This is a genomic window from Acidobacteriota bacterium (assembly GCA_003696075.1).
Lineage (GTDB): Bacteria > Acidobacteriota > Polarisedimenticolia > J045 > J045 > J045.
Genome location: RFHH01000052.1, coordinates 19,345 through 30,845, shown reverse-complemented (window position 1 = coordinate 30,845; position 11,501 = coordinate 19,345). Strand labels below are relative to the sequence as shown.

Below are 11,501 nucleotides of genomic sequence, written 5' to 3'. Positions count from 1 at the left end.
GTTCGGCGCCGTCCGACGGCCCCGGCGCCGCGGCCGCCGGAGCCTCCCGCGCGGTCTACCGGCGCGGGGGGCCCGGAGCCGCCGTCGCGGCGGAAGGGGCCCCCGCGGCCGCCGAGGATGCCGTCGCCCCCTCCGGTTCACCGGCCGCCGGACGCTCCGCCGGCTCCATTTCTCCGATCACCTCGCCCACTTTCACCACGGCGCCTTTGCCGCGGAGGATCTTCTTGATGACCCCCGAAACCGGGGCGGGAAGTTCGACCGTGACCTTGTCGGACTCGATGACGACGAGCGGCTCGTCCCGTTCGGCAAAGTCGCCCTCCTGCTTCAGCCAGTCGCCGAGTTCGACCTCGACCACGGACTCCCCCATCTCGGGGACCTTCAGTTCGACCGCCATCGGTCCTCCTCACGGCCACCGCCGGGGTGCCGTGTCCTACGCGAAGGCACGCTCGAGGATCTCCTGCTGCTCGCGGCGGTGGCGGCTGGCCGAGCCCGTGGCCGGGCTCGATGCCGGAGGCCGGGAAACGAGCTCGAGCGGCCAGGAGCCGAAGAGCGTGTCGCCGAAGCGTAGCCGGATCGCCGGCCACGCGCCCATGTTCGACGGCTCCTCCTGCACCCACAGAACGCGCGTCCCCCGGGGATATCCCGCCAGCGCGCCGCGAAGCTCCTCGTTCGAAAGCGGATAGAGCTGCTCGACGCGGATCACCGGGACCTCGGACCGCCCGAGCGCCTCCCTCGCTTCGACCAACTCGTAATAGATCTTTCCGCTGCAGATCAGGATTCGGTCGGGCGGCGCCGCCGCGGCATCGGCCCCGGGATCGGGAAGGATCCTCGCGAACCGCCCGGCGGCGAGCGCGTCGAGCGACGAGACCGCCCGCGGGTGGCGGAGCAGGCTCTTCGGGCTCATCACCACCAGCGGTTTCCGCCACGGACGCAGCACCTGGCGCCGGAGGCAGTGGAAGAACTGTGCGGGTGTGGTCAGGTTCACGACCTGCATGTTGTCCCGCACTGCCAGCATCAGGAAGCGCTCGAGACGCGCGCTGGAGTGCTCCGGCCCCATCCCCTCGAAGCCGTGGGGCAGGAGCAGGACCAGCCCGCTCAGCCGGTTCCATTTCGCCTCGGCGCTGGCGATGAACTGGTCGATGATCACCTGCGCCACGTTGGAGAAGTCCCCGAACTGGGCCTCCCAGATGACGAGGGCCTCCGGCATGTCCAGGCTGTAACCGTACTCGAAGCCGAGCACGCCCACCTCGGAAAGCGGGCTGTTGCTGATCACCACCGGGGCCTGATCGGGGGCGAGGTGGGCGAGCGGCATGTAGGTGGAACCGTTCTCCTGGTCGTGGAGAACCGCGTGACGGTGCGAGAAGGTCCCGCGCTCGCTGTCCTGTCCGGTCAGCCGGACGCGGACTCCCTCCGTGGCCAGCGTGGCGAAGGCCAGCGCCTCGGCAGCCGCCCAGTCGAGGGGCCGCTTGCCGGCCGCCATCTCGCGCCGGGCCTGCAGCAGGCGCTCGATCTTCGGATGCACCGCGAATCCCTCGGGCACGGCGGACAACCTCTCGAGAAGCGCCTGCAGCCTCGGCCGTGGCACCGAGGTGTCGACCTCCGGCACATCCTTGTCCCGGCCCCCCTTGTACGCCGACCAGATCCCGCGGAAAGAGCTCTGGGGTGCGCCGTCCGTCGCCTCGGGGGCCTCCGATGCCGAAAGTTCCGCCTCGAGCGTCCGGCGCCGTTCGTCGACCAGGCGGTCGGCTTCCTCGCGGCTCACCGGGTCGGGAAGCGCCTGGAGGTGTTCCAGGTAGGACTCCCTGACCGACTTGCGCGCCCGGATCGCCTTGTAGAGGAGGGGCTGCGTGAACGACGGTTCGTCCCCCTCGTTGTGCCCGCGGCGGCGGAAGCAGTACATGTCGATCACCGCGTCGCGCCCGAACGCCATCCGGAAATCGAGCGCCAGGTCGACGGCCTGCGCCACCGCTTCCGGATCCTCCCCGTTCACGTGGAACAGCGGGATCTGGAGCATCTTGGCCAGATCGGTCGCGTAACGGGTCGAGCGCGCCTGCTCGGGAGGAGTGGTGAAGCCGATCTGGTTGTTGACGATGATGTGCAGCGTCCCGCCGACCTGGTAGGCCGGCAGGCGGCTCATGTTCAGGGTCTCCTGGACGACGCCCTCCCCGGCGAAGGCGGCGTCCCCGTGGATCAGCACGAGAAGGCCCCGCTCGCCCCGCGCGTCGCCGGCCCGGTCCTGCTTCGCGCGAAGCCTCCCCATCGCCACCGGATCGACGAACTCGAGGTGGCTCGGATTGAAGCAGAGAGACAGGTGGACCGTCCGGCCGTCGCTCGTCACCCAATCCCGGCTGTAACCGAGGTGGTACTTCACGTCGCCGGCCGCCTCGCCCTCGCCCGTGTCCCGGAACTCGCGGAAGATCCAGCGCGGGCTCTTGCCCAGGATGTTGGCCAGGACGTTGAGCCGGCCGCGATGGGCCATCCCGATGACGATCTCCGCGATCCCGGACCGGCCGGACTTCTCGATCGCCAGATCGAGCAGCGGGATCAGCGTCTCCGCGCCCTCGAGCGAGAAGCTCTTGGCGCCGACGAACTTCTTCTGGATGAACTCCTCGAAGATCACCGCGTCGGTGAGACGGGTGAGGATCCGCCACTGGTCGTCGCGGGACAGGGGAAGCCGGTTCTCCGTGCTCTCCATCCGGGCCGCGAGCCACCGCCGGATGCGCACGTTCTCGATGTAGTTGAACTGCACGCCGATCGAGCGGCAGTAGGTGTTCTGCATCCGCCGCACGATCTCGCGCAGCGTCATCATCCGCGCCCCATGGATGGTGTCCACGGAGAAGCGCAGATCCATGTGCTCCTCGGTGAATCCGTAGTGCGCGGGGTCGAGCTCGGGCTGAGGCTCGCGAGGCCGGCCGAGGGGATCGATACGCGCGACCATGTGCCCGCGGTTGCGGTAGGCGCGGATCAGTTGGTCGACCCGGTCCTGGAGCTCGATGGCGGTCTTCGGGGCCGTCCGCGGCTCGGCAGCCGCGAACAGCGTGCCGGGGGACAGGCTCGGGCCGATCTGGGGGCGCTCTTCGAACGCGCCGTCCGGCTCGCCGGGGCCCCGGCGGTCGAAGTACGCCCGCCAGGGCGCAGGAACCGAGGACGGGTCCCGCAGATAGCGGGCGTAGAGCTCCTCGACGAAAGCGAGACTCAGGACGTTCGGCTCCGGGGGAGCCGCCCTGCCGGTCGGGTCGCTCATCGCTGGACTCCCTGCCCCGCCGAGCCGGTGCCGCCCCGCCGGATCCCGGCGCAGGCGACGGATTATTGGCCGGCTTCCGGCGGTTTTCCAACCGCGCACGGCGCCGTTCGGGCCGCCGGAGAACGGCCCGGGGCGCCCGGCCGGAGCGGCGAGCGCGCGGCCCTTCGTTGACACCCCCGGGGGGCTGCCGGAGAATGCCGCCGTTTCCGCCGGCGCGGGCCGGCGCGCCGGTGGAAGCGTCCCGACCGCAGGAAGGGGGGAGCCCCGGACCACCGTGGAGACGGCGAAGCGATGAAAGTCATCGTGATCGGAAGCGGCGGCCGCGAGCACGCCCTGTGCTGGAAGATCCGCCAGTCGCGGATCGTCGAGGAACTGTTCTGCAGCCCCGGCAACGCCGGCATCGCCGAGATCGCCGACTGCCCGCCGCTGGCCTCCTCCGATCCCGACGCCGTGGCCGACTTCGTCGCCCGGCAGGGAATCGACCTCACCGTCGTCGGCCCCGAGCTGCCGCTCGCGCAGGGTCTGGCCGATCGGATCGCCGCCCGGGGCCGGGCCGTGTTCGGGCCGACCATGGGAGCGGCGCGGCTCGAATCGAGCAAGGCTTTCGCCAAGGAGTTCATGACCCGGTACGGCATCCCCACCGCGCGATACGAGATCTTCGACGACGCGGACCAAGCGTTGCGGTATGTCGAGAGAGCCGACCTTCCGCTCGTGGTGAAAGCCGACGGGCTCGCCGCCGGGAAGGGGGTGGTCGTCGCCGCCGACCGCGACCAGGCGCGCGAGGCGGTCCAGAAGATGATGGTCCAGGGCGCGTTCGGAAACGCGGGCCGCCGTGTGGTGATCGAGGAGTGCCTGACCGGCCGCGAAGCCTCCTTCTTCGCCATCACCGACGGCGTCCGCGTGATCCCCCTCGTCTCCAGCCAGGACCACAAGCGGGTGTTCGACGGGGACCGCGGGCCGAACACGGGTGGGATGGGAGCTTTCTCCCCCGCCATGCATCTCGACCGGGAGGCCACCGCTTTCGTCCTCGAGAAGATCGTGGGACCGACCATCAAGGGAATCGCCAAGGAGGGGCACCCGTACCGGGGCGTCCTGTACGTGGGGCTGATGCTCACCGAGGACGGCCCGAAGGTGCTCGAGTACAACTGCCGCTTCGGCGATCCCGAAACCCAGGTCGTGATCCCGCGCCTCGCCTCGGATCTGGTCCCGCTCCTGGCCGCCGCGGCGCAGGGGGACCTGTCGGGAGTGCGGGTCGAGTGGCGCCGCGAGGCGGCGGTCTGCGTCGTCATGGCATCGGCCGGGTACCCCGGCAGCTACCCCAAGGGGCGGAAGATCACCGGCCTGGAACGCTTCGCCGGCCGCAGCGACATCCTGGTGTTCCATGCGGGCACGCGGACAGGCCCCAACGGCGAGATCCGAACCGCCGGCGGCCGCGTGCTGGGCGTCACGGCCCTCGGACGCAACCTCGCGGAGGCGCGCGCGAGGGCGTATGCGGCGGTCGGCGAGATCGAGTTCCAGGGGGCGCACTACCGGCGCGACATCGCTGCGGCCGCGATCGAGCCGAACTCCCGCAACCGCGCCGTGGAGGTCCCGTGAAACCGCCGGCGCCGCGCGTCGCGATCCTCATGGGCTCGGCCTCGGACGTCGAGGCCATGGCGGGGGCCGCCGCCCAACTGGAAGCGATGGGCGTGGGATACGAGGTGGAGGTCACCTCGGCACACCGCTCCCCGGAACGGACCATCCGTTACGTGAAGGAGGCCGAAGAACGGGGCATCCGGGTCTTCATCGTCGGAGCCGGGATGGCGGCCCACCTCGCCGGGGTCGTGGCCGCACACACCGTGCGGCCCGTGCTGGGCGTACCGCTGGCGGGCCGCCTGCTCGACGGGCTGGACGCCCTGCTGTCGACGGTTCAGATGCCGAAAGGGGTCCCCGTTGCTACCCTGGGGGTCGGATCCCACGGCGCGGCGAACGCCGGGCTGCTGGCGTGCCAGATCCTCGCTCTCGAGGACGAGCCGCTCAGGCGCCGGCTCGAAGCGGCGCGGCGCGAGCTGTCGCGCGCGGTCGAATCGAGCTCGGAGCGGGCGAAGCGCCGGCTGAGGGAGATCCTGGACGGCTGCTGAATGCGTGACGCCGGCCCCGCGCGACGACCGATCGACAGGAGTTCGGAAGGCGAGGGCGCACCCCGCGGGCTCTATCACGTCGTCACGCTGGGGTGCAAGCTCAACCGGTTCGACAGTTCCCGGGTGGAGGGGATCCTTCGCGCGGCGGGATACCGGGCGACCGCGGACGTCCGCCGGGCCGACGTGATCGTGCTGAACACCTGCACCGTCACCGGCCGGGCCGACGCCGAGGGGCGGAAGCTGGCCCGGCGGCTGCGGCGCGCCAACCCCCGCGCGCGGCTCATCGCCACCGGCTGCTATGCCGAGCGGGATCCCGAGGCGCTGCGGCGCCTCGGCGTGCTCGACGAGGTGGTGGGGCTCGCCGAGCGCGACCGGCTCCCGGAGGCGCTCTTCGGCGAGGAGGCTTGCGTCACGGCCTCGATCGACCTCTTCTTCGCCGATCGCGCCCGCGCGTTTCTCAGAATCCAGGAGGGCTGCGACCTCCGCTGCAGCTACTGCGTGATCCCCTCGGTCCGCGGTCCCAGCCGCTCGGTGCCCCTCCAACAGGTGGTCGACGGCGTCCGCCGGCTCGCCGACGCGGGCGTCAAGGAAGTGGGGCTGACCGGAATCAACACGGGAGCCTGGGGACGCGATCTCACGCCGCGGCGCCGGCTGGCCGAGCTGTTGGAAACGCTGGTGAATCTCGACGCCGGGGTGCGCTACCGCCTCAACTCACTCGAGCCGCGCTGCGTCGCCCCCGAGATCCTCGATCTGATGGCCGCCCGCCCCGACGTGCTCGTTCCGCACCTGCAGGTGCCGCTCCAGAGCGGGTCGGACCGCATCCTCGCCCTCATGTCGCGCAACTACCGCAGCGCCGACTACCGCAGGGTCGTGGAGTCGGTCGCCGAGCGCGTGCCCGATGTCTGCATCGGCGCGGACGTGATCACCGGCTTCCCGGGCGAGACGGAGGAGGACTTCCGCCGGACGCTCCGTCTTGTCGAGAGCCTCCCGCTCGCCTACTTGCACGTTTTCAGCTACTCGCCGCGACCCGGGACCAGGGCCGCATCCCTTCCAGGCCAGGTCGACCCGGCGCGGCGCCGGGCGCGAACCGCCCGGCTCCGTCAGGCGGGAACCGAGCTGGCTCGGGCCTTCCGGTCGCGCATGCTCGGGCGGACCTTCGAGGCTCTGGCCCTCGAAGCGGTGGCCGACGACGGGGCGCGGCGGGCGCTCACCGGGAACTACATCGAGGTCCGGGTGCCCGGTCTTCCCCCCGGCGAACTCGTTCCGGTGCGCCTGACCTCCCTCGACCCCACCTCGCTCGAGGTCAGGGGGGAAAGGGTCGCCGCGTGATCCGGCGCCTTCTCGCCGGCGCGGCGCTCGTCGCGGCGCTGGGTCCCGCTTCCGGCGCCGTCAGGTGGTTCCCCGGGGATCTCGACGCGGCGCGGGAGGAAGCGCGCCTTCGGGGGAAGCTGGTTCTGGTCGACTGCTGGGCTCGATGGTGCCGCTTCTGCCACGTGATGGACGACGAGGTGTGGAGCGATCCCGACCTCGCCATGGACCTCGAGCGCGAGGTCGTCCCGGTCCGGATCGAGGTCGACGTGCCTCACGGCCGGGGCGTCGATCTGGCGCAGCGGTACGGAATCGAGGGGCTTCCCGTGATCCTCTTCCTCGACCCGGACGAGGGGGCGGTGCGGGCGCGACTGGAGGGGATGCAGCACGGCCCGGCCATCCTCGCGGCGCTGGACGAGGCCCTGGGCCCCGCCCCGGAGTCCGCTCCGGAAGGAGCCGGTCCGGAGCGTCTCGTCCGGCTGGCGGCGCGCTGGATCCGCGCCGGCCGGAGAGCGAAGGCGGAGCGGGCTCTCGGAAAGGTCCTCGCGATCGATTCGGCCTGCCGCTCGGACGCGGCCGACGACGCGGCGCTGCTCTTGGCCCGGCTCCGCCCGGAGCGCGCCGCCGAGCTGTACGCGCGGACGGCCCCCACCTGCCGCGGCGCCGATCGCGAACGTCTGTTGTGGGACCGTTGGACCCTCGCGCTCTCACCGGACGGGGAGGAACTCGGCGCCCAGCTCCGGGCGAAGGCGGAGCGCTTCCCCCGAGACGGAGAGGCGGCGCTCGAACTCGCCGCATGGCTGCGGGGCGAGGGCCGGCTGCGGGAGGCGGCCGGGGAGGCCCGGCGGGCCGCCGAACTGCTTCCCGGCGACACGCGCGCGTTCGCCCTGCTGGCCGAGATCCTGGAGGCGGAGGGCGACCGGGAGGGGGCCCTCGCGGCTCTCGAAGAGGCGATCGCCATCGACCCGCACGATCCGGAGCTGCGGAAAGCGCGCCTGCGGCTCCGCCTCGAGCGGCGGGGAGAGCGGCGGTGACTTCCCGCGCCCTCGGCATCGGGGCGCTGCTCCTGCTCACAGTGGCCGGTGTCGCACGCGCGGAAGACGCCGCCTGGGTGCGCCGCCAGGTGGCGGAGCGGACGAACGCCGGGCTCCGGGCCCTGCGGCGCGGCGAGGCCCGCCGGGCGGCCGATCTCCTCTGCTGGGCCGCGGACCGGCTCCTCAACGGCGCCGACGTGGCCTGGTTCTGCGGGCGCGCGCTGCTGGCCGCCCACGAGGCGCCCCGCGCCGTCGGCTACCTCGAGCGGGCGGTCGAGCTCGATCCGCGGAACCTCGGAGCGCGGGTCGACCTCGGCGAGGCCTACCTCGCCGCGGGGCGGCCCGACGAGGCCCGCGCTGCCTTCTTCGCGGCGCTCGAGGTGCGTCCCGACCACTCTCCGGCGCTGGACGGACTCGCGCGCGTGGCGGAGGCCACGGGGAACGAGGAGCGCGCTCTCGAGTTGTTCGCCCTGGCCCTCCGGGCGAACCCGGCCGACGCCGCAGCCAGGCTCCATCGCGGGCAATTGCACCTCGCCGCGGGGCGGGTGGACCAGGCACTCGAAGACATCGAGGAGGCGGCGCGCTTGCGGCCCGACGACGGGCTGGTGCAGCTGGGACTGGCTCAGGTGACCGCGGCGGCGGGGCTCGCCGACAGGGCGCTGTCCGCCGCCCGGCGTGCCGCGGAACTCCTTCCCGGCGACGCCCGGCCCGCCGCTCTCGTCGCGGCGGCCCTGCTCGATCTCGGCGCACCCGAGGAGGCCGAGGCCCAAGCCCGCCGGGCCCTCTCGCTTGATCCCGACCTGCCGCAGGCCAGGATCTCGCTCGCCGAGGTGCTCGGGCGCACCGGAAGGCTCGAGGAGGCGGTGGCGATCCTCGAGCGGTCGCCCGCTCCATGGTGGAGCGAGCGCGATCGGTCGGCGGTTGAGGAGGCCCGCCGCCGGTGGACGGAGCGGCGCGAGGCGCTGGCGCGCCTGACGGAGGCGGCGGCCTCCCCCGACGCCGACCCCGCGACGCTCCTCGCCCTGGCGGAAGCGGAGCTGGCCGCCGGACGGCGCGCGGACGCGTCGCGGCACGCCGCGAGGGCGGCGGAACGATCGGGCGAGCCGGATCTTCTCCGGCGCGCCGCCTACGTGCTGGGGTCCGCGGGCCGGCCCCTCGAGGCGGAGCGCCTCCTGAGCCGGATCGCCGAAGGGGGGCTCGCCGGACCCCGCGATCTCGTCAACATCGGGGTGGCGCGGGAACTCAGCGGTGACCCGGAGGGGGCCGGCGAGGCCTACCGGCGCGCCCTGGACGCCGGCGCCGGGGGGGACGCGAAGCGTGCGGCTCTGGCGGGCCTGGCGCGGCTCGCCCTGCGGGGCGGCGACGTTTCGGAAGCGGGCCGGCTCCTCCGCGCCTTCCTGGCGGCCGGCCCCGAACGGCGGGAGGCGCTGCGTGTCCAGGCGGCGCTTCGGGCCCTCGAGGCCGCCGCGGAGGCGCCGGGGCCGTGACCGGGCACCGGGCCGCCTTGTTCCTGCTCGGCGCCGCCGCTCTCGTGCCGGCGGCGGCTCAGGATCTGGAGCCTCGGCGCGGCTTCGGGGTGACGATCGAACGTCCGGAAAGCGGGGAGGCGGTGATCGGCCGCCAGGAGATCGTCGCCCGGGTCCGTGCGCCGCGGCCGGAGGAGATCGCCTACGTCGAGTTCTTTCTCGACGGCCGGCTCCTGTTCATCGACCGGGAGGCCCCCTACTCGGTCACACACGACTTCGGCCCGCGGGCGCGGGTCCATGTCATCAGGGCGGTCGCCCACCACCGGGACGGACCGGCGGCGTCGGACTTCGTGATCACCGGCGCCCTCGACATCAACGACGTGGTCAACGTGCAGCGGGTGATCCTGGACGTCTCCGTCCGCGACCGGGCGCGGCGGCCGGTCACCGGTCTCGTTGCCGGCGATTTCGAGGTTCTCGAGGACGGGCGGCCGCAGCGGATCGTGGAGGTCTCCACCGAAGAGCGTCCCATCCTCGCGGCAATCCTGATCGACAGCTCGGGATCGATGAAGGATCGGATCGCCGCGGCGCAGGAGGCGGCCTGCCGCTTCATCGCCGGCCTGCGCGACGGCGACCGGGCTTTCGTGATCGCCTTCGACGAGGACGTCTACCTCATCCAGCCGGTGACGGGCGATCGCGATGCACTGTGTGCCGCCGTCCGGTCCACCGAAGCGGTCGGGGGTACGGCGCTCTTCGACGCCCTCGACGCCGCCTATCGCGTCCTGTACCGGGAGAAGGCGGAGCGGCGCGCCATCGTGGTGCTCACCGACGGGGAGGACACCGAATCGCGCCTCGATCGGAAGGCGCTGCTGACCGAGGCGCGGGTCAGCGACGTCGTCGTGTACGCCATCGGGCTCGACGTTCCGCTTCTGAGCGGCGCGCGGCGGGGACTGGTGGAGATCGCGGAGGAAACGGGAGGCCGGGCGCTGTTCATCGAAAAGCCGGACGAGCTGGGCGACGCCTACGCCGCGATCGCCGAGGAGCTCCGCAGCCTGTACCAGATCGTCTACGCCTCGGACAACGAGACGCTCGACGGGCGGTTCGTGACGGTCGAGGTCCGGCTGCCCGGGCGTCGCGGGCTCGAAGTCCGCCACCGGAAAGGTTACTTCGCCGTCCCGCCAGGCCCCTCTCCTGGCGGCTCTCCCTCCGGGGCGCGCGGCGGCAGGAACCTCGGGGGCGGCACCAGCGTATCGAGCGGAGGACGCCTCCCCGCCGGGGCCGGGAGGAGGCGGACGTGCACCGCCAGCGTGCCGCCCCACTCGAGCGGGCCGACCTCGAGCGTCAGATAACCGGCCCGGCCCGCCGCGATCCGGTAGGGGCCCGGAGCGAGCGGCCCCCCGGCCCCCTCCCCTCGCTCGTCGGTCCGCACCAGGAGGGGATCCGCTCGATGGGCGTGGGGGGAAAGGCGGAGCCAGCCGCGGGGAAGCGGTCGGCCATCCTCGTCCGTGAGGCGGACCGTGATGCGGGGCGCCTCGTCGCCGCCCCCGAGCCGCCGCACCCTCTCCGTCTCCGCGGGCGGACCCTCGAGCGTGAGATCAAGCACCGAGCGGAACGGGGGGGCGACCTCGACGCCCTCGACGCGGACCCGCGCCCCCCGGCCCGATCCGCCGACCTCGACGTCGTAGCGGCCGGCCGGCAGCCGGTCGAGGCGGAACGCCCCCGTGCCGTCGGTGGCGGTGAGGGCGACGGCGGGATGCGGTCCGGCGCGGAACGCCGCCACCGTCGCCCCCGGCACGGGGCGCGTGTCGGGCGCCCGGACCTCGCCCTCCAGCCGCCCGGTGGGGCCGGCCAGGGCCACCGCCGCCGCGACGAGCGGCAGCCAGCCGGCGGCGGGCCGCCCGCCGCGCCGGTGGAAGAGGTGGCGACCCGTCTTCCGGTGGCCCATGCCGCCACGATAGCCCCGCGCAGCGGAACGCGCCCGGGCCGGCGCGGGCGGCGCCGGACGGCGGCGGAGCCTACATTGACCCGCGATGTCGCCGGTCCTCATCGAGGCGGTCTTCGAACGGACGCCGGCGGTCCCCCCGGCCCGTCCCGGGGTGCGGTGGGGGATCCGCGCGCGGCTCGCGCGGCGCGACGAGCCGCCGGAAGACAGCGGGCGGGGCTCCCGGGCGGAGGCCTCCCGGGCCCTGCCCCCCGAAAACCTGGCCTCGCCGATCCTCGCTTACGGCCGCGCCGGCCGGATCGTTCCTTTGCCCTCGGCGGAGCGCCCCCGGTTCGACATGTGGGCGTGAGGCGCACCCGCCCGGTCGACGGCCTGCCGGCACAGCCCTAG

At 73.2% G+C, this 11,501-nt stretch carries 10 protein-coding genes; 7 read left to right on the top strand and 3 right to left on the bottom strand.

Annotation, left to right across the window (positions count from 1 at the left end; all coding sequences use genetic code 11):
- Positions 1 to 55: 55 nt before the first annotated feature.
- Together D6718_03105 and D6718_03100 are read right to left on the bottom strand one after the other, a co-directional pair.
- A complete protein-coding gene (locus tag D6718_03105; protein RMG47669.1) occupies positions 56 to 394 on the bottom strand; it encodes a hypothetical protein in 339 nt (112 codons plus the stop codon).
- Between the two features lie 36 nt (positions 395 to 430).
- A complete protein-coding gene (locus D6718_03100; GenBank protein RMG47668.1) occupies positions 431 to 3,244 on the bottom strand; it encodes a 2-oxoglutarate dehydrogenase E1 component in 2,814 nt (937 codons plus the stop codon).
- 291 nt (positions 3,245 to 3,535) lie between these two features.
- On the opposite strand from D6718_03100, the gene purD reads away from it, so the two are divergent.
- Genes purD through D6718_03070 form a run of 6 tightly spaced genes read left to right on the top strand, consistent with a single transcriptional unit; the run spans position 3,536 to position 10,518 of the window.
- Positions 3,536 to 4,840: a phosphoribosylamine--glycine ligase gene (gene purD / locus D6718_03095; protein ID RMG47667.1), complete on the top strand. Its 1,305-nt coding sequence runs from the start codon at positions 3,536 to 3,538 to the stop codon at positions 4,838 to 4,840.
- A 29-nt stretch (positions 4,841 to 4,869) separates the two neighbouring features.
- A complete protein-coding gene (purE, locus tag D6718_03090; GenBank protein RMG47671.1) occupies positions 4,870 to 5,364 on the top strand; it encodes a 5-(carboxyamino)imidazole ribonucleotide mutase in 495 nt (164 codons plus the stop codon).
- Positions 5,365 to 6,693, top strand: a complete 1,329-nt coding sequence (locus D6718_03085) for a MiaB/RimO family radical SAM methylthiotransferase (GenBank protein RMG47666.1) — start codon at positions 5,365 to 5,367, stop codon at positions 6,691 to 6,693.
- On the top strand, positions 6,690 to 7,706 hold the full coding sequence (locus D6718_03080; GenBank protein RMG47665.1) for a DUF255 domain-containing protein: 1,017 nt from the start codon (positions 6,690 to 6,692) through the stop codon (positions 7,704 to 7,706). Before D6718_03085 ends, D6718_03080 begins: the two co-directional genes overlap by 4 nt.
- Positions 7,703 to 9,193 carry a hypothetical protein gene (locus tag D6718_03075; GenBank protein ID RMG47664.1) on the top strand — a complete coding sequence of 497 codons (1,491 nt, stop codon included), beginning with the start codon at positions 7,703 to 7,705 and terminating at the stop codon, positions 9,191 to 9,193. The genes D6718_03080 and D6718_03075 overlap by 4 nt, the downstream gene beginning before the upstream one ends.
- Positions 9,190 to 10,518, top strand: a complete 1,329-nt coding sequence (locus D6718_03070; GenBank protein ID RMG47663.1) for a VWA domain-containing protein — start codon at positions 9,190 to 9,192, stop codon at positions 10,516 to 10,518. The genes D6718_03075 and D6718_03070 overlap by 4 nt, the downstream gene beginning before the upstream one ends.
- Here the strand turns inward: D6718_03070 and D6718_03065 are convergent.
- Positions 10,332 to 11,216: a carboxypeptidase regulatory-like domain-containing protein gene (locus D6718_03065; protein RMG47662.1), complete on the bottom strand. Its 885-nt coding sequence runs from the start codon at positions 11,214 to 11,216 to the stop codon at positions 10,332 to 10,334. The genes D6718_03070 and D6718_03065 overlap by 187 nt on opposite strands.
- Before the next feature lie 49 nt (positions 11,217 to 11,265).
- Here D6718_03065 and D6718_03060 point away from each other — a divergent pair, with 49 nt between their 5' ends.
- A complete protein-coding gene (locus D6718_03060; GenBank protein RMG47661.1) occupies positions 11,266 to 11,460 on the top strand; it encodes a hypothetical protein in 195 nt (64 codons plus the stop codon).
- Positions 11,461 to 11,501: the final 41 nt, after the last annotated feature.

Coding starts and splice junctions, on each gene's coding strand:
- D6718_03105 (RMG47669.1), bottom strand. CDS start 394: ATGGCGGTCGAACTGAAGGTCCCCGAGATGGGGGAGTCCGTGGTCGAG.
- D6718_03085 (RMG47666.1), top strand. CDS start 5,365: ATGCGTGACGCCGGCCCCGCGCGACGACCGATCGACAGGAGTTCGGAA.
- D6718_03100 (RMG47668.1), bottom strand. CDS start 3,244: ATGAGCGACCCGACCGGCAGGGCGGCTCCCCCGGAGCCGAACGTCCTG.
- D6718_03065 (RMG47662.1), bottom strand. CDS start 11,216: ATGAGGACCGGCGACATCGCGGGTCAATGTAGGCTCCGCCGCCGTCCG.
- purD (RMG47667.1), top strand. CDS start 3,536: ATGAAAGTCATCGTGATCGGAAGCGGCGGCCGCGAGCACGCCCTGTGC.
- purE (RMG47671.1), top strand. CDS start 4,870: ATGGGCTCGGCCTCGGACGTCGAGGCCATGGCGGGGGCCGCCGCCCAA.